The following is a 20817-nucleotide window of genomic DNA, read 5'->3' as shown; positions in this document are numbered from 1 at the left end:
TCTGGTAGTCAACATATTATAGCTGTTACCGCAATTGTATTACAAAAATATCAAGAACATGTGAAGAAAATGTTAATTTCTTATGAACCAAAGCAGGTATGATCCGCGGTCAAACCGAATAGGCCTATTTACAGGCTCGACCGGCGAATGTGATACAATACACGACTACATTCGGAGTTTTCATCCACGGGAAAATGGAGGAGGAAAGCCTAAATGTCCGAAATCATCTCCGGGAAAACCAGCATCTTTTATTCGCCTCCAAAGATTATTTTTGGGTTGAGCAGCGCGAGTGCGGTCGCCGGCGAAGTCAAGCGGCTGGGCGGAACGAAGGCTCTCATTGTAACGGATCGGATACTGCTTGAGGCGAACGTGATTCGCCCTCTGCTGGAATCTCTCACGGGAGGAGAGATACCGTACTCGATTTACGACGGCGTAGAGCCGGACCCGCCGGCGCCGCTGGTCGATGAGGCCGCCGAAAAGCTGCGATCTGAAGGGTGCGACTTCGTGATCGGGATAGGGGGCGCAAGCTCGCTGGATGTCGCCAAGGGCGTCTCGCTTGTGGGAACGAACGGGGGAGAGGTCATCTCTCTCATCGGATTCGAGCAGGTGCCGAAGCGCGGCTTACCGAAGATCTTGATGTCAACGACGCATTCCGCCGGCGGAGAATTGAGTCAGTACGTGATCATGGTGGCATCCAAGGAGGACCATTCCGTGGTGCCGATCATTAGCGAGTTCGCCATTCCCGAGGTGGCGATCATGGACCCGCTGCTGACCCTGTCGATGCCGCCGACCGTCACGGTGGACACCTCGATCGACACGTTTGCAACGGCAATTGAGGCCATTGTTGCTTCGAATGCGAGTCCTTTTTCGGACGTGTTTGCCGAAAGAGCGCTCGAGTTGGCGGCGCGATATCTTCCCGTGGTCTGGGCGAAGGGCTCGAACGTAACCGCCAGATATTATATGTCGATGGCGGCGACGATGGCTGGCTTGGCGTTCATAAGCTCGAGTGTCGGGGCAGTTCATGCGCTCTCGTATCCGCTGGCGGGAAAGTACCACCTCACGCACGGACGCTCGCTTGCGGCTGTGCTTCCCCACGTCATGGATTTCAATCGCGCGGGAAACCCGGAGCGGTATGCGCGTGTGGCCGAGTTGACGGGGAAGGGGACCGAGGGGCTGACTGCTCTGGAGGCGTCGGAACTGGCGGTTGAGGGCGTTACCGACATTCTTGACGCAGTCGAGGTTTCTTATCGATTGCAGGATTACGGCGCCTCGCAAAACGATATTGAAACATTAACTGAAGAAGCGATGGCGACCGCTCCCTTCTTCGAATACAATCCGCGGGACTTCAACGAACGAAATATCAAGGAAATCTATCAAGCCGCTTTATGAGGATCAGAGACGACAGATTCCAGCCGGAGGATGATCTGATGAAAGACCGAAAGATAGTTTATCCATATATCCCCAATTCCGTCGGGGAGATCAAGGAGCAGATGCTGAAGGAAGTCGGCGCGCAGGAAGTTATGGAGCTGTACGCCGAGATTCCCGAGCACCTGCGGTTTAAGGGAAGGATGAAGATGCCGGAGCCGATCCTGGACGAGTGCTCGATCCGGCGCCACGTGGACGGATTACTGAGGAAGAACGCGAATTGTTGCGACCACCTCAACTTTCTGGGGGCGGGATGTGCTCAGCATTACGTGCCGGCGGTCTGCGACGAAATCAACGGGCGGGGCGAATTTCTCACCGCCTATTCCAGTATCTTCTGGGCGGACCACGGAAAGTGGCAGGCCTGGTTCGAGTACGTCAGCCTGATGGCCGAATTGCTAGATATGGATTACCTGAGTCTTCCGACGTATGACGGAGCGCAGGCCGCGGCGACATCGTTGCGAATGGCGCGCGGCATCAATGGTCGAACCGAGGTTCTGCTGCCGGCATCGATGCACCCGCAGATTCAAGCGGTCGTGCGGAATTATCTGAAAGGTGTTCCCGATCCGGCGCTGAAGATTGGACTTATCGATTACGACCGGACGAGCGGCCTGCTCGATCTTGAGGATCTCAGGGCAAAGATTTCGGACCGGACTGCCGCCGTTCTGATTGAGAATCCGTCGTATTTCGGCATCATTGAAGCACAGGCCGAGGAGATCGGCAGGATTGCGCGCGAGCGCGGGGCGGAGTTTATCGTTTATGCCGATCCGATTTCTCTCGGAGTGCTAGCGCCGCCCGCTCATTACGGGGCGACAATCGCCTGCGGGGACCTGCATCCGCTTGGTATCCACATGCAGTGCGGCGGCGGCCAGTCGGGCTTCATCGCGACTGGTTTTGACATGGACCATGCGATGCAGTTCAAGGACATCGTGGTTGGCATTCAGGAAACGGTTGAGGACGGTGAGTATGGGTTTGGGGTTGTATTCCCTCATAAGCTCTCGTATTTCACCCGCGAGGAAGGCAATGAGTTTACCGGCACCAACACCGGCCTTTGGGCGATTACAGCGGCTGTGTATCTCTCGCTGATGGGTCCGAAGGGGATGGAGGAGATCGGGCGGACAATCATGCAGCGGTCGCAGTATGCTGCGAAAAAGCTTGGAGAAATCGATGGCGTTCGGGTACTGTTCAGCGCTTCGTTCTTCAAGGAGTTTGTTGTGAATTTTGATGAGACCGGCAGGAAGGTGGAGAAGATAAACCGGAAACTGCTGAAGGCGGGCGTCTTTGGAGGGCTTGATCTGTCCAAGGATTTTCCGGCTCTCGGGCAGAGCGCGTTATATTGCGTGACTGAAATAATGACGAAAGACGACATCGATCATCTCGTTGAGGCCGTGAAAAAGGCCGTCAAGTAGGAAAGGATTCCGGCAATGGGTAGAAATAGGAAGACGTTGCTTCGCAAATTTCATCAGGCGCGCTGGGATGAACAGATCATTTTCGAGATGAGCGTCCCGGGCGAGCGCGGGATCTTGGTGCCTCAGGCTGAAGAAGCCGTGACCGCCGAAGTCGGCGACGGGATTTCAGCGATTCCTGAAAGTCTCCGCCGAAAGAAACCCGCCGCCCTTCCCGAAGTCGGGCAAATGCGGGTGCTCAGGCATTTCATGCGACTGTCGCAGGAGACGATGGGCGCCGATGTCACCATTGATATCGGAGAAGGGACCTGCACGATGAAGTACAGCCCGAAGGTGCAAGAACATCTGGCCGCGCGGCATCCCGGGATTACGGAACTGCATCCGATGCAGGACCCGCGCACGCTTCAGGGCATTCTGGAAATGTATTACCAGGTGGAGCAGTTCCTGAAGGAAGTTTCGGGCATGGATTTTTTCAGTCTTCAACCGAGCAGCGGCAGCCAGGGCGTCTATGCGAACGCGTCGATCGTGCGCGCGTATCACGAGGCCAGAGGAGACCGCAACCGCACCGAGGTGATTACCACCATTTTCTCTCATCCGGTCGACGCTGCCGCTCCCGGTACGGCTGGGTACAAGGTCATCACACTGATGCCGGGCGAGAACGGGTATCCGGACCTGGGTGCGCTGAAGGCCGCTCTTTCGGAGAGAACCGCGGGCATTTTCATTACGAATCCGGAGGACACCGGCATTTACAACTCGAACATCGATGAGTACGTGAAGGCGGCGCACGCGGTAGGCGCTCTCTGTTCATATGATCAGGCGAACGCCAACGGGCTCCTCGGGATCGCCAGGGCGCGGGAGACCGGTTTTGACTTGTGCCACTTCAACATCCACAAGACATTTTCGGCGCCGCACGGCAGCTTCGGTCCCGGCATGGGCGCTATCGGCGTGACGGCGGAATTGGAAAAATTCCTGCCGGCGCCGCGCGTGAAATTTAACGGAAAAAGGTACTATCTCGATTACGATTATCCGGACAGCATCGGCCGCGTGCGCCTGTTTTTGGGGAATGCGCCGCTCGCGCTGAAAGCGTATGCCTGGATCATGCAGCACGGAGCGGACGGTCTGAGGGAAGCGGCCGAGGTTTCCGTCCTGAATAATAACTATCTTGAAAAGAAGGTTCGGGAGATTCCCGGAGTGGTCGTGAAATACGCGGAGGGAAAACGGCGCCTGGAGCAGGTGCGGTACTCCTGGGAGAAACTGATGGAGGATACCGGCGTGGGCACCGACGCCGTTGAGAAGAGAATGGCAGACTACGGGGTGCAGCATTATTTTCAGAGCCACCATCCGCACGTCGTTCCCGAGCCGTTCACGCTCGAGCCTTGCGAATCGTACTCGAAGGACGACATCGACGAGTTTGCGGCAATCCTTCGCCAGATTTCGAAAGAAGCATATGAGAATCCGGAACTCGTCAACAATGCGCCTTATAATCTGCCGATTCACAACATTTGGATGCCGGCAATTGTTGAGGAGGAAAAAATTGCGACCACCTGGAGAATGTACAAGAAACTGAAAGGCATTGAATAGAATCAGAGTCTTGTTGGGTAAAGGCGCAAGAACATTCGTATGGTGAAAAAAGTCGGGCTTATTGTCAATCCGATCGCGGGGATGGGCGGCAGGGTCGGCCTCAAGGGGACCGACGGTTCCGACATACTGGAACAGGCGCGGCGACTGGGCGCACAGCCTGAAGCTCCCGCGCGGGCGGTGGAGGCTCTTCGCGCGCTCGTTCAATCGAATATTGACGTCGAGATTCTCACATATTCTGACGAGATGGGGGAGCACGAATGCCGGCGGGCCGGCCTCAGGTGCACGGTCGCAGGGCGGATCCGCAGCGGAAAGACGACGGCCGATGATACCAAACAAGCCGCCGCGGCGATGGCGGCCGCACAGGTTGACCTGATCCTCTTTGCCGGCGGCGACGGGACCGCGCGGAATATCCTGGACGCGATCGGTCAAGAGGCACTGGTTTTGGGAATTCCCGCAGGTGTAAAAATACATTCCGCCGTTTTCGCCGTCACGCCGCGACTTTGCGGCCAGGTCGCCGGCATGTTCCTGTCCGGCAAAGTGAAGGCGATCCGCGAGGCCGAGGTGATGGATATCGATGAAGAGGCTTTTAGAAACGGCGCCGTTTCGGCCAGACTGTACGGCTACCTGCTGGTGCCCGATGAACGCCGGTTCGTTCAGGGGATGAAGGCCGGCGGCATCCGTTCTGAAAATGCGGCATTGCAAGGGATCGCGGCCGAGGTGATCGCCGGAATGACGGCCGACGACTTCTATATCATTGGGCCGGGCACAACGACGCGGGCTGTAATGGAGCGGCTGGGACTGAAGAACACGCTGCTCGGAATTGATGTCATCAGGAATCGACAGCTCGTTCTGAGCGATGTGAACGAGCAGCAGCTGCTCGAGATAACGGAGGGGAATCCCGCGAAGATCGTGGTCACGATCATCGGCGGCCAGGGACATGTGTTCGGGCGCGGGAACCAGCAGCTCAGCCCGGAGGTAATTCGGCGAGTCGGCAAGGACAACATCATTATCATCGCGCCGAAGGAAAAAGTCATTTCTCTGGGCGGCAGGCCTTTATTGGTAGATACCGGAGACGAAGCTCTGAATCAAGACTTGAGCGGGTATGTTCGCATCGTTTCCGGATACAAGGACTATCTCATGTATAAGATTGGCTGATCCTGCCCCGCCCTATTTGGAAGATTCCGGCACAAGGTATGCCTGCTCGACTTGCCGGATCCGCTCATCGCGCATCCGAGAGATGAAGACCGCCGCAACGAGAGAAAACCCGATGCAAAAGAGGAACAGCAGCCTATAGCTATTTGAGGCGTCGAATATATATCCAGCCATATATGGGCCGACTGCGTTGCCGATCATAAACGGAATATTCAACCAGCCGAGAACCGACCCCAGATGCGCGACGCCGAAACATTGACCGAGGGCGAGCGGCCATAGCGCCGTCCTGCCGCCTCCCGTCACTCCGAAAATAATAGCGAAAACGTACAGCGGCACGAGCGCCGGCAACCGAAAAAGGAATATCCAGGCGACAGCCGCCGCTCCATATGCGATTACCATCATCCATTTGATTTTGATCTTGTCGGCGGCGGTGCCGAAGAGAATGATACCGAGGCTGTTGACGGCGAGAAAGACGCCATACGCTGTCGTGGCGGCCGCCTGCGAGATACCGGCTGCGGTGGAGAATGCGACCATATGAACGGTGACGGAAGTGAAAGTGATGCCGATGAGGAAATCGCCGCTGCCGAGAAACCAGAAGGTTCTCGTTCGCACGGCTTCGGCGGCGGTCAGGCTTCGCAAAGTCTTTGTCGTCCCGCCCGCAGGCGTATCGATTGGGGATCCGCCGTCGGTTGCAAGTCGCTCATCCTGTCCGGGCCGCATCCACAAGAAGATCGGCGCCAACAGGCCCATTAGAATGAAGGCGAAAATGTTGTAGCCTCCCCTCCAGCCGTACCCTTCCAGGAAGACATTGGCTATGATCGGCATTACCAATCCACCCACTCCCATTCCGAGCATGGCGATCCCCATGGCTGTTCCCCGATTGCTATCGAAGCGCCGGGAAATGACAATTGAGACGGGGATTGTGGTGTTCGCCGTACTTGCGAGAGCAGCCACGATAAAGAGAACATAAAGCTGCCAGAGAGACGTGATCCGAGCCAGTAAGAGGGTGCCGGCTATCTGCACCAGGGTTCCCGCCACGATGACTCTTCGCGCACCATACTTGTCGATCCAGCCGCCTGCGACCGGCGAAAAAGCTGCGCCCACCATCGCCCAGAGCACAACCGCCAGAGAAATCAGCGCCCGGCTGGTGCCGAGTTCCTCCTCGATCGTGGTCATATACACGGGGAAGACAAACCAGCCTATTCCCGCCGCTACACTCATGCACAGGAAGCTCGCGCTCAGTATCTGCCAATTGGATGTTGATGAAGTTTTCATGTTCCTTCCAATCTTTTTACGGGGCTACTGGTCAGCGGTGAGGAGCGCGGGGGGAAACGCTGCCGGAAAGAGGAGTCTTTCAAAGAGAGGGCCGCTGATGAAACCATTTTTGTGAAACAAAAACTGCTCGATTCGCCTTGTTCAACGTCTGATGATCTGTCGAACCTCGACACGCTGATCAGCAAACAAGCTCGGCGCGCCGGGAGCCTCTTCAAGAAAGCTTCAGGACGTCCTGCATCGTGTACAGCCCGGCTGGCTGGCGCACGACAAATTTGGCCGCGAGCAATGCGCCGCGCGCAAAGTTGTCCCGGCTGTGAGCCCGGTGAGTAATCTCGATGCGCTCGCCCTGTCCGGCGAAGAGAATGGTGTGGTCGCCGACAATATCGCCGCCGCGGACGGCGTGGATGCCGATTTCTTTGGCGCGGCGGGGGCCGGTTATTCCGTACCTTCCATATGCGGCATTGGCGCTGAGAGTCCTGTTCGTTGTTTTTGCGATCGCCTCAGCCAGCATGATCGCAGTCCCGCTGGGGGCGTCCTTCTTCTGATTATGATGGGCCTCAACGATCTCGATGTCGAAATCATCGTGGAGGACCCTGGCGACTTGTGCGGACAGTGATAGGAGGATATTGATGCCGATGCTCATATTGGCGGACATGACGCACGGGATGTGCTGGCTCAACCGCTTGATTTCTTCAATCTGCTCGGGCGTAAACCCGGTGGTGCCGACGACCATCGGTTTACGGTCGGCATGTGCGTCGCGGATGCAATCGAGCGTGGCCTCAGGCGTCGCGAACGCGATGATGCAATCGATATCGTTGATAACTTTATGAAGAGTTCCCGCCAGTTTGCCCTGGAGGTTTGCATTGCCGAAAAGGGTTCCGAGCGGCTGGCCAACCGCGGGATGTCCCGGGTACTCGATACCGGCCGTCACGACCAAATCCTTGTCAGTGCCCGCGAGCTCGATGATGCGCCGACCCATGCGTCCCATCGCTCCGAACATCCCTATTCTGACCGCCACGTCCGCACCTCCGGTTATACCAGTTCCAGCAGGTTCAATTCCTCGAGGACCTTTCGCAGTTTCGGCTCATTCTCAGGCGAGAGCGGGAACAAGGGAGAGCGAAGTTCGTTCTCGATCAGGCCCATCATATTCAGGGCGCGCTTGACCGGGATCGGGTTCGTCTCGCAGAAGAGCACCTTGAACAAGGGAAGCAGTTGATAGTGGATCTGCCGCGCTTCCTCCATGTTGCAACTATTGAAACTATCGATGAGTGCAGCCACCTCGGCGGGAGCGACATTTGCGGCGACGCTCACCACGCCTTTGGCGCCGACGGCGAGCATGGGAAGCGTGAGCGAATCATCGCCCGAGAGGACCGTGATATCACACATGCTGAGGATCGCGCTTACCTGGTCCACGTTTCCGCTTGCTTCTTTGATGGCAACGATGTTCTCGATTTCGGAGAGTTCGGCGACAGTTTCGGGCGTCATATTGACGCCGGTTCTGCCCGGCACGTTATAGAGCATTATCGGAATATCCACTTCGGCTGCGACTTTCTCATAGTGCAGCATGAGCCCGCGCTGGGTGGGCTTGTTGTAGTACGGCGTGATCATTAGGGCGCCATCAGCGCCCGCCTGCTTCGCGCGGCGGGTGAGGATAATCGCTTCTTCGGTGCTGTTCGAGCCGGTGCCGGCTATCACTTTCGCCCGCCGGTTGACTGCCTCGACCGTGATTTCAATTATGTACACCTGTTCGTCATGGTTCAGGGTGGCTGCCTCTCCCGTGCAGCCACAGGGGCAAATGACATCGGTGCCTTTGCTTATTTGATATTCCACGAGTTCCGGGATCTTTGCTTCATCGATTTTTCCCTTCTTGAAGGGAGTAACGAGAGCGACCATTGAGCCGGTAAACATACTATGTTCTCCTTGATTGATTGGTAATTGTCGTTTGTGATTAGAACGGTTCCGCCTGCTTTACGCGGTTTTCAAAGCGCACCTGATCCCCGAAGAAATTGAGCTCGATGATGCCGGTGGGGCCGTTGCGTTGTTTTGCCACGATGACCTCGGCCTTGTTCAGAAGGTTTTCTGAAATTTCTTTGTTCGGGTTCTGCAGGCGCGCATAATATTCTTCCCTGAAGAGCATCAACACGACATCCGCATCCTGCTCGATCGCGCCCGATTCTCTTAGATCGGCAAGCTGCGGCCGGTTTTCCTCGCGCCGCTCGACCGCCCGGCTGAGCTGCGAGAGAGCGATAACCGGCACCTCGAGCTCGCGCGCAAGCGCCTTCAGGTGTCGCGAGATCATCGCTATTTCCTGCTGGCGGCTTTCCGGACGCCTGCCGGCCTCCTCCATCAACTGCAAGTAATCGATGACGATCAGATCGAGTTTGTTTTTCGCCTTCAGCATTCTTGCCTTTGCCCGTATCTCCATTGCGGAAATCGAGGGAGAATCATCGATGAAGATGCTGGATTGTGCGAGGTATCCCGCTGCGTCTGTCAATTTCGGATACTGCTTTGCATCAAAATAGCCGGTCTGCAAGCTTCTCAGGTTCAACTCTTTCGAGCGAACTTGGGAGCACAGCATGCGCAGCACGAGTTGCGGTTTTGCCATCTCCAGGCTGAATATGGCCACCGACTTTCTCTCTTTTATCGCCACGTGTTGCGCTATGTTGATCGCGAAGCTGGTTTTGCCCATCGACGGCCTGCCGGCAATGATAATAAGATCGGAGTTTTGCAGTCCGGAGAGCAGCCTGTCCAAATCACCATAGCCGGTTGGGATTCCCGTTACCTCTCGCCGGTTATTGTAGAGGTCGTCGACCCATTTAAAGACAGGATGCACCAATTCGCCGATGGGCGCAACTGAGGACGTAACCCGTTTTTCGACGATCTCGAAGATTCTCTTTTCCGCGCGGTCGAGGATGATTTCGACCTCCATGCCTTCGGTGTATGCCTCCGACATGGTTTCGGCTGTAGCAGTCAGCAGTTCCCTGAGCCAGGCCTTTTCTCGCACGATCTGCATGTAGTAGTCCAGGTGGGCGACGGTGGGCACCATATCGAGCAATTGGGCAAGATAGGTTCCGCCGCCGACCGATTCCAATTCTCCGGCCGTGCGCAGTTTTTCGGAAATGCTGATCAGATCGATGGGGGAGTTGTTGTTGTAAAGTTCGCAGATGGTGCGGAAGACGCGGCGGTGCGCTTCATCATAGAAATGCAGATCGCGCAGTTTTTCGACCGCCTGTCCGACGGCGCGGTCATCAAAAAGCATCGCCCCCAGCACGCATTGCTCGGCCTCTCGATTATGGGGAGGCACACGTGCAGGGGGAGCAGCGGTTTCTTTCATGCCCGACTACCGGTGTCTATAAATACGTGCCGGATTTAAATTACTTTCTGGAGCTCGTCTCATTCCTTGACGATCCAGATTTTCAATTTCGCTTCCACTTCGGAGGCCAACCTGATGGGCACGGTGAAGACGCCAAGCGAACGGATAGGCTCGTCCAGGTGAATATCCTTCTTATCGATTTCTATTCCTTCCTTTACAAGCGATTTTGCGATATCCATCGAGGTGACCGATCCGTACATCTTATCTTCCTCGCCGACCTGGACCGCAATGGTGCACGAGGTTTTGCTGATTTTATCGGCGAGGTCTCTTGCCTGTTTCAGCGTCTTTTCCTTTTTGTCCTTGAGCAGTTTTCTTTCGTGCTCGAGATGTTTCATCTGACCGGTGTCGGCGCGCACAGCCAGGCTGCGGGCAATCAGATAATTCCGTGCGTATCCGTCCTTGACTTCCACGACGTCACCGGCTTTGCCCAGTTGTTGAACGTCTTCTCTCAATATTACTTTCATTCCTGTTCCTTCCACTATTCCGTATTGATCGGCGGGCCAAATCCCTCTTGCCTTATTGACATCATCGGCGCGTCCTGTCCGAAAACGCTTTCGGCGGCGTTTCCGGCGGCCCCATAATGTTGCGGGGCTTGTTCTCCGGCGGATTTGACCTGTAAGGCGGGCTGCAGAGGTATTAATCCGCGGTGAAGGGCATAAGGGCTGCCGCACGGGCGCGCTTGACAGCCTCGGTGACGGCACGCTGATGTCTCGCGCAATTCCCCGAAATCCTGCGGGGAATGATTTTTCCTCGCTCGGTTGTGTAATGTTTCAGCCTCTGGACATCCTTATAATCGATATCCGCGGCGGGGACTTTATCGACGCAGAAGCGGCATACCTTCCTGCGCCCGAATGTTCTTGGTTTTGCCATGCTTTTCCTTCCTGAATATGCTGGTAAATTTGCTCAGCTCAACAATCAAAAGGGGATATCATCGTTCTGATCCGGAGAGGCTTGCTGCGATCCTGCGCCTTCCTGCGGACGCGATTTTTCACCGGCCCATTCCATATATTGAACTCTGTCGGCCTGTACCTCGATTGATGTGCGCTTCTGGCCGTCCTGAGTCTCCCAGCGGCGGCTTTGCAGGCGTCCTTCGACAAAGACGGGAGAGCCCTTATGCAGATACTGCACGGCGGCCTCAGCCTGCTTGCGCCATACGATGACATCGATATAGAGAACCTCTTCCTTTTTCTCTCCGTCGCGCGGGAAGAAGGTGGTATTTACGGCCATACGCAACGTCGAGACTGCGACGCCGGAGGGTATGTAGCGAAGCTCGGGGTCCTGGGTGAGCCTTCCTGCAAGAAAGACCTTGTTCAGTTCGATCATGCTGAGCTGTGACATGATTTCAATCCCCTCTTAGCCTGCGGTTGTTTTCCGCTCCTGCTGCCGTATCGTCTGGTGCCGGATCACTTCCTCGCTCAGCATGAAGTGCCGGGAAATCTTGGCGATCACGTCGCCGGGTGCCTCGAAATCCATTTTTACGAAAATGCCTTCGGTGAAGCGGTCAATCTCGTAAGCCAGCTTCTTGCGCCCCCAATTTTCCAGACCCAGGATGATGCCCTCATTTCGGGTCACCTGTTCCTGTGCTTTCTCGATGGCCGCCGCAATCGTTTCTTCCGATGCGTCCGGCCGGATAATGAAGATCGTCTCGTATTTTTTCAAACAGTCTCACCTCCGGTACAAAACATAGATATCCGCACCGTATTGTATCATAGACGATACAGCATGGCAAGCGGGTAATGCAATTCCACGGCGGAAGACGGTTTATCTCCCGCCGTGGATGTACTTTCGCTGCGATGGAGAAGATTTTCCCTTTCCAGGAAGAACCTCCCCCGGATAAAAATGGCGCTGCTATCCTACCACCATGAAGAGGGGCGCGAGCACCAGTGCGATTACCGCCATCAACTTGATCAGGATGTTGATGGATGGGCCGACGGTGTCTTTCAGCGGGTCGCCGACGGTATCGCCGACGACGGCCGCCTTATGGGCATCCGAGCCCTTCCCGCCGAAGTTGCCCTTTTCAATGTACTTCTTGGCATTATCCATTGCGCCGCCACTATTGGCCATTTGGATGCCGAGCATGACGCCGGTTATAAGCGCGCCGATCAGCATTCCGGCCAGACCGCCCGGGCCAAGAACGAAACCTGCGACAACGGGCGCAAGGATCGCAATCGTGCCGGGCAGAAGCATGCCTCTTATGGCGCTGCGGGTGCTGATATCTACGCAAGTTGTGGGATCAGGATCGGCCTTGCCTTCCATCAGTCCCTTGATTTCGCGGAACTGACGGCGGACCTCGGCGATCATCTGGAACGCGCATTTGCTGACGGCACCAAACAGCAGCGAGCTGAACAGGAACGGCAGCATGCCGCCGATGAGCAGGCCGGCCATGACGTTGGGCGACGTCAACTGAACATCATGCAGTTTTGCGGCACTGATAAATGCGGTCACCAGACTGAGCGCGGCGAACGCGGCTGAGCCAATGGCGAATCCTTTTCCGATTGCGGCCGTGGTGTTGCCGACGGCATCGAGATTGTCGGTGATTTCGCGAACGCTCTTGTCGAGTCCGGCCATTTCCGCGATTCCGCCGGCGTTATCGGCCACGGGGCCGTAGCTGTCAACCGACACGATCATGCCGGTGGTCGCCAGCATTCCGAGTGAGGCGAGCGCGACGCCGTACATGCCGGACACGTGATAGGAGACCATGACCGCAGCAGCCAGGACGATGACCGGAATGGTGGTGCTCATCATGCCGACCGCCATGCCGCCGGTGACGGTGATGGCGGGGCCGCTTTGCGACGACTCAGCCAGATTCTTCACCGGTCGATAGTGGCCGGAAGTAAAGTACTCGCTGGTGAACCCGACAATGATTCCGGAGATGATGCCGGTCAAGGTCGCCCAGAACGGCCCCATCTTCGAGTAGGTGCCGAAAACGCCCTGGAACGGGGCGCCAAATTGCCTGATGATGAAGAAACTCAAGATTATCGTAAGGCCGGCGGCAACGTACGTGCCCATCAACAAAGCCGACTGGGCGTTTTTGCCGCCGCTCACCTTCACATACATCACGCCGATAATCGAAGCGATGATACCGGCGGCGGCGATCAGGAACGGGATCAACTGCAGCCGAACGAGAGTATCTTGCGTGATAAGGCCGGCAATGGCAAGCGAGAAGGCAATAGCGATACTGGCGATGATCGCTTCGACATAACTTTCCAGAAGGTCTGCGCCGAGGCCTGCCACATCACCCACATTGTCGCCTACGTTATCGGCTATAACCGCTGGATTGCGGGGGTCGTCTTCCGGGATTCCCGCTTCCACTTTTCCCACCAGGTCGGCGCCCATGTCGGCGCCTTTTGTGAAGATGCCGCCGCCCGAGCGCGCGAACAGCGCGACAAGGCTTGCGCCCATGGCATATCCGTTTACGGCTATGGGATCGCGGAATATCAGATATACGATGCACAGGCCCGAGAGCGCCAGGCCGACCACGCTCATGCCCATAACCGCTCCGCCGGAGACGGCGACGTTGAGTGCGCCGTTAACGCCCGATGTCCGAGCGGCTTCGGTGGTCCTGGAATTTGAGCGAGTGGCTATGCTCATGCCGATATATCCTGCGAGCGCCGACATCAATGCTCCGCACACGAAACAGACCGACGTTCTCCATCCTAAATCAATTGGCGGCCTGTCGGGAACCACGCGCTGCCATATGAACGGCGCCCACCAGATGAGCAGCGCGATCACGATCACGAAAGAGAATACGTACGTATACTCGCGCTTCAGGAACGCTCGTGCGCCCGCCTGGACCATTGACGAAATCTTGCGCATCTTCTCATTGCCGGCATCCAGCTTCATAGTCGAGCTGGCCAGATACCCGACAAACAGGAGCGCAAGCACGCCGGTCCCAAGCGTAACATATACGCCTTTTTCCAACATTGCCACAACATCTCCAACCATAACCTCTCCTCCTCACACATACTTGGGGCAAAGAAAAACAAGGTGGGAATACCTAATGTGGCGCTAGTATACAAAAAAGAACGTAGTTTGTCAATGCCGATCCAGATCGGAGCGGATTCGGTAAGAGGCCCTTATTGCCGCTGTTGATGCAGAGAGAATCGATGGCGGGCGTTTCTTGGGGATCAGAACATCACTGGCAGAAGCGAAACGATGCTATAATTGATTGGAGGTTGAAAAAGCCGGTTAACGCTCAAAAAAGAACCGCTTCCAAGGCGGGCGGCGGAACCGGAGAATCTTTCAGGCTCTCTTGACAAAAAAGTTCAAATAATGGTACCATGAGGCGCATATTAAGGAATGCATACCTCGGCTTCGGCGGAACGATCCGAATATGTACGGGGGCCGATTTGCGCGGTCGCTCCATGTGCTTTGAGGGAGCAGCGGGGGATACTTCTGGGTCATATTGGCGGGAATATCGCCTCCTGCTCCTTTGTCGCATTTAGGGGCCGCCTCATCCGTGAGGCTGTCCGCGACGCCTATTGATTCTCGCCGAAGTTACGTTGTAGCAAGGGGTATATTTAAGATGAAACTCCGAATTGATACTATTCCCGAGGCAGGTCTCGATTTGGAGGGTTTGATCGATCCTTCTGAAATCGGATTGGACTTGCCGAATTATCGATTAAATGAACCGCTGGCTTTTACGGGGCATGCCGTGAAGACCGAGGACGATGTTTATGTCGAAGGCAGGCTGCAGGGGGCCGTTGAAGCCGATTGCAGCCGGTGTCTTGAGAAAATGAGCATCCCGATCGACCTTGAGGTAAACGTCATGTACGTGCCAAGGGAGAAGCTTCCGGATGAAGAGAACGGCACAATCGAGCCGGAGTCGAATATCGATTATTATGTCGGGGATACAATTGATCTGCTGCAGGAGATAAGGGACCTGCTCCTGGTGAATCTTCCCATCAAGGCCGTTTGCCGTGAAGATTGCAAGGGGTTGTGCTCTTTCTGCGGGACGAACCTGAACATCAGCGGATGTGATTGCCACGATCGTTCCGCGGGCTCACCTTTTGAGAAACTGGAAGAATTGAAAAAACGGATGCAAGGGGAATAGACGGATTCTCCCGATATGTTATGTAATGAATGGAGGTATGAGAGATGGCACTGCCAAAGAGGAGGATTTCCCGGACACGGCGGGATAAGCGCCGGACGCACCGCAAGGTGAAGCCGGTTACTTCCGTTGCGTGTTCGAATTGCGGTCGCCCCGCCCTTCCTCACCGAGTTTGTCCCGAATGCGGATTCTACAAGGGACGTCAGGTTGTATTGACGACTGAAAAATAATCCGGCATCTGACGGAAACGGGGTTTGTGATGGGCAAAATCGCGTGGATCTTTCCTGGACAGGGCAGCCAGTACGTCGGAATGGGCAAATCTCTGTGCACCACGTATCCGGAAGCGTGTCGCGTTCTCGAGCAGGCCGAGCATGTTCTCGGATCCGACCTGCGGGAGGTAATGTTCGAAGGTCCGGAAGAGACACTGAGGCAGACCCGCTACGCTCAGCCGGCCATCTTTGCACTCAGCGTCGCCGTATCCAAAGTTCTCTTCTCGATGGGACTGCGTCCCGACATTGTAGCGGGCCACAGTCTGGGCGAGTATTCTGCGCTGGTGGCGGGCGGCGCAATCGATTTTGAGGATGCGGTCGGCCTCGTCTATTCGAGGGCGACGTGCATGCAATATGCATGCGAGCAAAAGACCGGGACTATGTGTGCGATTTTGGGGCTGGACGATAAGATGGTTGAGGAGGTTTGCCGACGGATCGATGGGGGGATTGTCGACGTTGCCAATTTCAATTCGGCCGAACAAGTCGTCATCTCCGGAGAGCCCGAGGCGGTGCGCCTTGCGGGCGAAGAGGCGAAGAAAAGAGGCGCAAAGCGAGCCGTTGCGCTTTCAGTGTCGGGGGCTTTTCACTCGAGGCTGATGCGTCCGGCCGCGGAGCGGTTCGAGCAATCGATTTCGTCTGCCAGGATTTCCGCTCCGGCCGCCGCTTTCTATCCCAATGTGTCGGCCGCGGTCACGGTGGACGCGGAACAGATCAGGGAGAATTTGCTCAGGCAGATTTGCAGTCCGGTTCGGTGGCAGCATTCAATCACGAATATGCTCAAGGAAGGCGCCGACACTTTCATAGAGGTCGGTCCCGGCAAAGTGCTCAGCGGCCTGTTGAAACGCGTCAACGGTTCCGCGGTCTGTTTGAACGCCGAGACGCCCGAATCTTTGGAGCAAGTGTACAAACATTTTCATGGAGCGACGCGGTAACCTGCTAAAGGGAAAAGTTGCCATAGTGACGGGAGGCTCGCGCGGGATCGGGCAAGCCATAGCTCTGGCGCTCGCCGAAGACGGCGCAACCGTAGCCGTATGCAGCCGCAGGCTCGAGGGCGGCGAGAGGACCGCACACTTAATCCAATCTCGGGGCGGAACAGCATATGCTTTCCGATTGGACGTCTCGAACACCGAAGAGGTTTCGAGCTTTGCCGCCGACGTCGTCACTCGATTCGGCCGCATCGATATCCTGGTAAATAATGCAGGCATCACAGCGGACAATCTCCTGGTCCGGCTGAAAGAGGCGGACTGGGACGCGGTTATCGATACAAATCTGAAAGGAACGTTCAACTGCACCAAGGCCGCAGCCCGGACGATGATCCGCCAGCACAGCGGCAAAATCATCAACATCGCGTCTGTGGTCGGTATGATCGGCAATCCGGGGCAGGTCAACTATTGCGCTTCGAAGGCGGGCATCATAGGACTCACCAAATCGGCCGCCCGCGAGCTGGCATCCCGCAATATCACGGTCAATTGCGTGGCTCCCGGGTACATAAGAACGGCAATGACGGAAGAGCTGCCGGAAAAGGCGCGGGAGGAGTTGCTGAGGCTGATCCCGCTCGGCAGGTTAGGCGAACCGAATGATGTTGCCGAAGTAGTCAGATTTCTCGCCTCTCCGGCCGCGGATTACATAACGGGAGAGATCATCCGAACCGACGGCGGCATAGCGATGTAGGTCATCCGTCAGACGGGAAGACGGGAAAAAACCGGGGTGAAAGGAGCATATATCGACAATGGTGAATGTGAGCGAGGACAAGATCAGGGAAATAATCAGTGACAAGCTCGAGATCGGCATGGAGCAGGTAACGGATGACGCCAAATTTATCGACGATCTGGGTGCCGACTCGCTTGATGTCGTCGAGTTGATCATGACGCTCGAGGACGAGTTCGACATCGAGATCACCGATGAGCAGGCGGAGAAGATCATGACGGTCCGCAACGCGATCGACTTCATCAAGAGTCTGTGATGGAGCGCGATCTGCAGGCGAACGTATGAACAGACGTGTAGTGGCGACAGGGGCGGGCGTCATTTCGCCGGTGGGGAACGCGTTGGAGAAATTCTGGGATTCCCTCACATCCGGCCGCTCCGGCATCCGCCGGATATCCTCCTTCGATACGACTGACTTCTCTTCCAAAATAGCTGGCATTGTTGAAAACTTTCAACCTGACCAGTTCCTCTCTTCCAAAGAAGCGAAGCGAATGGATCGTTTCGCTCAATTCGCTTTTGCCGCGAGCAAGATGGCGCTCGAACATTCCGGCATCGATCTGGAAAAGGTCGATCGAGACATGTTCGGCGTGCTGATCGGCTCCGGCGTCGGCGGGCTGACCATCATTGAAGAACAGCATCTGGTCCTTCTCGATAGAGGACCGAAACGACTGAGTCCATTCTGCATTCCGATGCTCATCATCAATATGGCTCCCGGAGTGGTGGCCATGCATTTCAACCTGAGGGGCCCCAACACGGCCGTCAGCACCGCATGCGCAAGCGGAACGCATGCCATTGGAGACGCCTATCGCATCATACAGCGCGGTGAAGCGGATTTGATGCTGGCGGGCGGGACGGAATCTGCGCTTACGCCGATGGGAATCGGCGGCTTCTGCGCGATGCGCGCCCTCTCTACCTCGCATAATGATCATCCTGAGCGCGCCAGCAGGCCGTTCGATCGGAATCGAGACGGTTTTGTGATGGCGGAGGGGGCCGGAGTCATCCTGCTCGAGGAACTGGGGCATGCTCAAAAGCGAGGAGCAGTTATCCTGGGTGAGATTATCGGCTATGGCATGTCTGCCGATGCCTATCATATCACTGCCCCCTCTCCCGAAGGTGAGGGAGCCGCACGTTGCATGCGGGCGGCGCTGAAAAGTTCGGCGACGGCGCCCGAATCTATTTCCTACATCAACGCGCATGGGACGTCAACTCAGCTCAATGATAAACTTGAGACTGAGGCGGTGAAGCGGGTTTTCGGAGATCATGCCCGGAAGCTGGCGCTGAGCTCGACAAAATCCCATATGGGACATTTGCTCGGCGCGGCCGGAGGAGTTGAAGCGATCGCGACTCTTCTGGCGATTCAGACTGGGACGGCCCCGCCCACGATCAATTATGAGGAGCCGGATCCGGAGTGCGATCTGGACTACGTGCCGAACGTTGCGCGCCAGATGGATATCACGTATGCAATGAGCAATTCATTTGGGTTTGGCGGAACTAATGCAACCATTATCTTCAAGAAATTTGAATAATTCCACCGTCATGGGGAACGATTCTGAAAGGCGCAAAGAGCTGAAGGATCTGGAAAAACTCCTCGGCGTGCATATGCGGCGCATCGACCTGCTCAATCAGGCGCTTTGCCATCCTTCCTACGTGAACGAACTGCCCGAGGAGCGCGGCGAACATTATGAAAAGCTCGAGTTTCTCGGTGATGCTGTTTTGGAGTTGATCATCAGCCATGAGCTGTATGAGGCATACCCTCAATATGAGGAAGGAGAATTGACGAAGCTGCGCGCCGCTGTGGTCAGCAAGCCGACGCTCGCGAAGACGGCGAAAAAGATCGGGATCGACCCGTTCATCAAGCTGGGAAAGGGAGAAGAGCTAGGTGGAGGGCGGAAAAGGAATTCCCTGCTTGCGGACGCGCTGGAGGCGCTCATTGGCGCGATCTATCTGGATGGCGGCTTGAAGATGGCGCGCGAATTCATCCTGCAGCATTTTTCCGATGAGATTGAGCGGCTCGACAAAGATCAGCAGAAAATGGATTACAAGTCGATCCTCCAGGAAAAAACACAGATGCGCTTCCAGACCCTGCCGAAATATACGGTAGTCAGAGAATCAGGACCCCCTCACGACCGTACATATGACGTGCTCTTGACGATCAAGGATGAACCATACGGGATCGGCACCGGCCGAAATAAGAAAGAAGCTCAACAAAATGCCGCCCGCGCGGCACTGAAGAAAATGGAAGAGCAGTGAGTGCTCATTCCTGAGGGCCGTGAGCATGGATTACTTTCTCTCTGATCGGCAAAAGGCTATCCGAGAGCTCGCTCAAAAAATTGCGGTCGAAAAGATCAAGCCTGTCCGGGCGAAATACGATGAATCTTCTGAATTCCCGCGCGAGGTCCTCACAGAATTTGCGAAGGCGCATCTGAGCGGCATCTTCATTCCCGAGAAGTATGGTGGTGCGGGCGACGGTTGTCTCGGCTTATGTCTGGCGATCGAGCAGATTGCCCGGATATGTGCAGGCATTTGCACCACGTATGCAGCCACAGCCCTCGGGTCGATGCCAATTCTGGTTGCCGGCTCCGAAAAGCAGAAGGAAAAATATCTGCCGGCTATTGCATCCGGCTCGGCGCTGGCCGCGTTTGGATTGACGGAGGCGAATGCCGGGAGCGACGCGGGCGCGATTGAGACAACGGCGGTCAGCGACGGCGACGATTACGTGCTCAATGGGCGGAAACAGTGGATAACGAACGCGGGCGAAGCCGACATCTATACCGTCTTTGCGATGACCGACAAGAGCCGCGGCAGCAGAGGAGCGACGGCCATCATCGTGGAAAAGGATACGCCGGGAATGAGTTTTGGCCGCACGGAGAACAAGATGGGTATTCGCGCATCGCTGCAGCGTGAGGTTTTCTTTGAGGATTGCCGCGTCCCGAAGGAGAATGTGCTCGGACGCGAAGGGATGGGCTTCGTCATCGCAATGAAAACCCTGGATAGCACCCGCCCCGGCATCGGAGCGCAGGCGGTTGGACTGGCGCAAGGGGCGTTTGACGAGGCAATTTCCTATGCTCGCGGACGCCGGCAATTCGGGGAATCGATCACCTCATTCCAGGCGATTCAGCACATGCTCGCCGACATGGCGACCCAGATCGAGGCGGCTCGCGCGCTTGTGTATGCCACCGCTCGAATGATCGATGCCGGCTCGCCAAATGTCGGCAAAGAATCGGCCATGGCAAAGCTTTTCGCTTCGGATATGGCAATGCGCGTGACAACCGACGCGGTGCAGATCATGGGCGGCTATGGCTACATGAAAGATTATCCCGTCGAAAAAATGATGCGCGACGCCAAGATTACTCAGATCTACGAAGGAACCAATCAGATACAGCGAAACATCATCGCCCGCCACCTCATTAAGGAAAACGCCGCAGGCGTTTGAATTCCCTTTGGCCGCCTGAACCACTTCAGCCTCGTTTCATACTTTTCTTTTTCGGTTCTTCTCCGATTTAGTTGTTGCCTGAGAATGCCTGTATGACTTTAAGAGTAAAATATCGGTTGTCATGGAATCCGAAGGCGCGTTTGGAAATGCTT

At 56.0% G+C, this 20817-nt stretch carries 21 protein-coding genes; 12 read left to right on the top strand and 9 right to left on the bottom strand.

The features are described from left to right. Positions 1 to 213: 213 nt before the first annotated feature. Genes C4520_14170 through C4520_14155 form a run of 4 tightly spaced genes read left to right on the top strand, consistent with a single transcriptional unit; the run spans position 214 to position 5564 of the window. Positions 214 to 1389 (top strand): iron-containing alcohol dehydrogenase, encoded by a 1176-nt coding sequence (locus tag C4520_14170; GenBank protein ID RJP18578.1) that lies wholly within the window; start codon positions 214 to 216, stop codon positions 1387 to 1389. 38 nt (positions 1390 to 1427) lie between these two features. After that, positions 1428 to 2831, top strand: coding sequence for an aminomethyl-transferring glycine dehydrogenase subunit GcvPA (locus tag C4520_14165; GenBank protein RJP18601.1), 1404 nt, complete (start codon positions 1428 to 1430; stop codon positions 2829 to 2831). 15 nt (positions 2832 to 2846) lie between these two features. After that, positions 2847 to 4409, top strand: a complete 1563-nt coding sequence (locus C4520_14160; GenBank protein ID RJP18577.1) for a glycine dehydrogenase subunit 2 — start codon at positions 2847 to 2849, stop codon at positions 4407 to 4409. Between the two features lie 39 nt (positions 4410 to 4448). Continuing rightward, the gene (locus C4520_14155) at positions 4449 to 5564 is read left to right on the top strand and encodes an ATP-NAD kinase (protein ID RJP18576.1); all 1116 of its coding nucleotides are present in this window, start codon (positions 4449 to 4451) and stop codon (positions 5562 to 5564) included. Positions 5565 to 5576: 12 nt separating this feature from the next. Here C4520_14155 and C4520_14150 read toward each other — a convergent pair whose 3' ends face one another. From C4520_14150 to C4520_14110, 9 genes are all read right to left on the bottom strand, one after another. After that, positions 5577 to 6836, bottom strand: a complete 1260-nt coding sequence (locus C4520_14150; GenBank protein RJP18575.1) for an MFS transporter — start codon at positions 6834 to 6836, stop codon at positions 5577 to 5579. Positions 6837 to 7047: 211 nt separating this feature from the next. After that, on the bottom strand, positions 7048 to 7836 hold the full coding sequence (locus C4520_14145; protein RJP18574.1) for a 4-hydroxy-tetrahydrodipicolinate reductase: 789 nt from the start codon (positions 7834 to 7836) through the stop codon (positions 7048 to 7050). A gap of 32 nt (positions 7837 to 7868) precedes the next feature. Further along, the gene (locus C4520_14140; GenBank protein ID RJP18573.1) at positions 7869 to 8744 is read right to left on the bottom strand and encodes a 4-hydroxy-tetrahydrodipicolinate synthase; all 876 of its coding nucleotides are present in this window, start codon (positions 8742 to 8744) and stop codon (positions 7869 to 7871) included. A 40-nt stretch (positions 8745 to 8784) separates the two neighbouring features. Further along, complete coding sequence (gene dnaB / locus C4520_14135) at positions 8785 to 10170, bottom strand: replicative DNA helicase (protein ID RJP18572.1); 1386 nt, start codon at positions 10168 to 10170, stop codon at positions 8785 to 8787. A 59-nt stretch (positions 10171 to 10229) separates the two neighbouring features. Further along, complete coding sequence (locus tag C4520_14130) at positions 10230 to 10673, bottom strand: 50S ribosomal protein L9 (protein RJP18571.1); 444 nt, start codon at positions 10671 to 10673, stop codon at positions 10230 to 10232. 172 nt (positions 10674 to 10845) lie between these two features. Continuing rightward, positions 10846 to 11079: a 30S ribosomal protein S18 gene (gene rpsR / locus C4520_14125; protein RJP18570.1), complete on the bottom strand. Its 234-nt coding sequence runs from the start codon at positions 11077 to 11079 to the stop codon at positions 10846 to 10848. A gap of 45 nt (positions 11080 to 11124) precedes the next feature. Further along, positions 11125 to 11532 carry a single-stranded DNA-binding protein gene (ssb, locus tag C4520_14120; GenBank protein ID RJP18600.1) on the bottom strand — a complete coding sequence of 136 codons (408 nt, stop codon included), beginning with the start codon at positions 11530 to 11532 and terminating at the stop codon, positions 11125 to 11127. A gap of 30 nt (positions 11533 to 11562) precedes the next feature. Next, positions 11563 to 11868 (bottom strand): 30S ribosomal protein S6, encoded by a 306-nt coding sequence (gene rpsF / locus C4520_14115; GenBank protein RJP18569.1) that lies wholly within the window; start codon positions 11866 to 11868, stop codon positions 11563 to 11565. Positions 11869 to 12057: 189 nt separating this feature from the next. After that, positions 12058 to 14133, bottom strand: a complete 2076-nt coding sequence (locus tag C4520_14110) for a sodium-translocating pyrophosphatase (protein ID RJP18599.1) — start codon at positions 14131 to 14133, stop codon at positions 12058 to 12060. A 601-nt stretch (positions 14134 to 14734) separates the two neighbouring features. Here C4520_14110 and C4520_14105 point away from each other — a divergent pair. Genes C4520_14105 through C4520_14070 form a run of 8 tightly spaced genes read left to right on the top strand, consistent with a single transcriptional unit; the run spans position 14735 to position 20665 of the window. Beyond that, positions 14735 to 15262 (top strand): DUF177 domain-containing protein, encoded by a 528-nt coding sequence (locus tag C4520_14105; protein RJP18568.1) that lies wholly within the window; start codon positions 14735 to 14737, stop codon positions 15260 to 15262. A gap of 44 nt (positions 15263 to 15306) precedes the next feature. Beyond that, positions 15307 to 15489 (top strand): 50S ribosomal protein L32, encoded by a 183-nt coding sequence (locus C4520_14100; GenBank protein ID RJP18567.1) that lies wholly within the window; start codon positions 15307 to 15309, stop codon positions 15487 to 15489. 29 nt (positions 15490 to 15518) lie between these two features. Beyond that, the gene (gene fabD / locus C4520_14095) at positions 15519 to 16460 is read left to right on the top strand and encodes a [acyl-carrier-protein] S-malonyltransferase (protein RJP18566.1); all 942 of its coding nucleotides are present in this window, start codon (positions 15519 to 15521) and stop codon (positions 16458 to 16460) included. After that, positions 16444 to 17199 (top strand): 3-oxoacyl-[acyl-carrier-protein] reductase, encoded by a 756-nt coding sequence (gene fabG / locus C4520_14090; GenBank protein ID RJP18565.1) that lies wholly within the window; start codon positions 16444 to 16446, stop codon positions 17197 to 17199. The genes fabD and fabG overlap by 17 nt, the downstream gene beginning before the upstream one ends. 58 nt (positions 17200 to 17257) lie before the next feature. After that, entirely contained in the window at positions 17258 to 17491 is a 234-nt protein-coding gene (acpP, locus tag C4520_14085; GenBank protein RJP18564.1) for an acyl carrier protein, read from the top strand. Between the two features lie 25 nt (positions 17492 to 17516). Beyond that, positions 17517 to 18758 (top strand): beta-ketoacyl-[acyl-carrier-protein] synthase II, encoded by a 1242-nt coding sequence (gene fabF, locus C4520_14080; GenBank protein ID RJP18563.1) that lies wholly within the window; start codon positions 17517 to 17519, stop codon positions 18756 to 18758. After that, positions 18727 to 19482, top strand: a complete 756-nt coding sequence (gene rnc, locus C4520_14075; protein RJP18562.1) for a ribonuclease III — start codon at positions 18727 to 18729, stop codon at positions 19480 to 19482. The genes fabF and rnc overlap by 32 nt, the downstream gene beginning before the upstream one ends. 25 nt (positions 19483 to 19507) lie before the next feature. Next, complete coding sequence (locus tag C4520_14070; GenBank protein RJP18561.1) at positions 19508 to 20665, top strand: acyl-CoA dehydrogenase; 1158 nt, start codon at positions 19508 to 19510, stop codon at positions 20663 to 20665. Positions 20666 to 20817: the final 152 nt, after the last annotated feature.

The sequence above is a fragment of the Candidatus Abyssobacteria bacterium SURF_5 genome (genome assembly GCA_003598085.1).
Classification (GTDB): domain Bacteria; phylum Abyssobacteria; class SURF-5; order SURF-5; family SURF-5; genus SURF-5.
The sequence above is the reverse complement of the archived record's forward strand: the minus strand, read 5'-3'. Positions and strand labels throughout refer to the sequence as shown.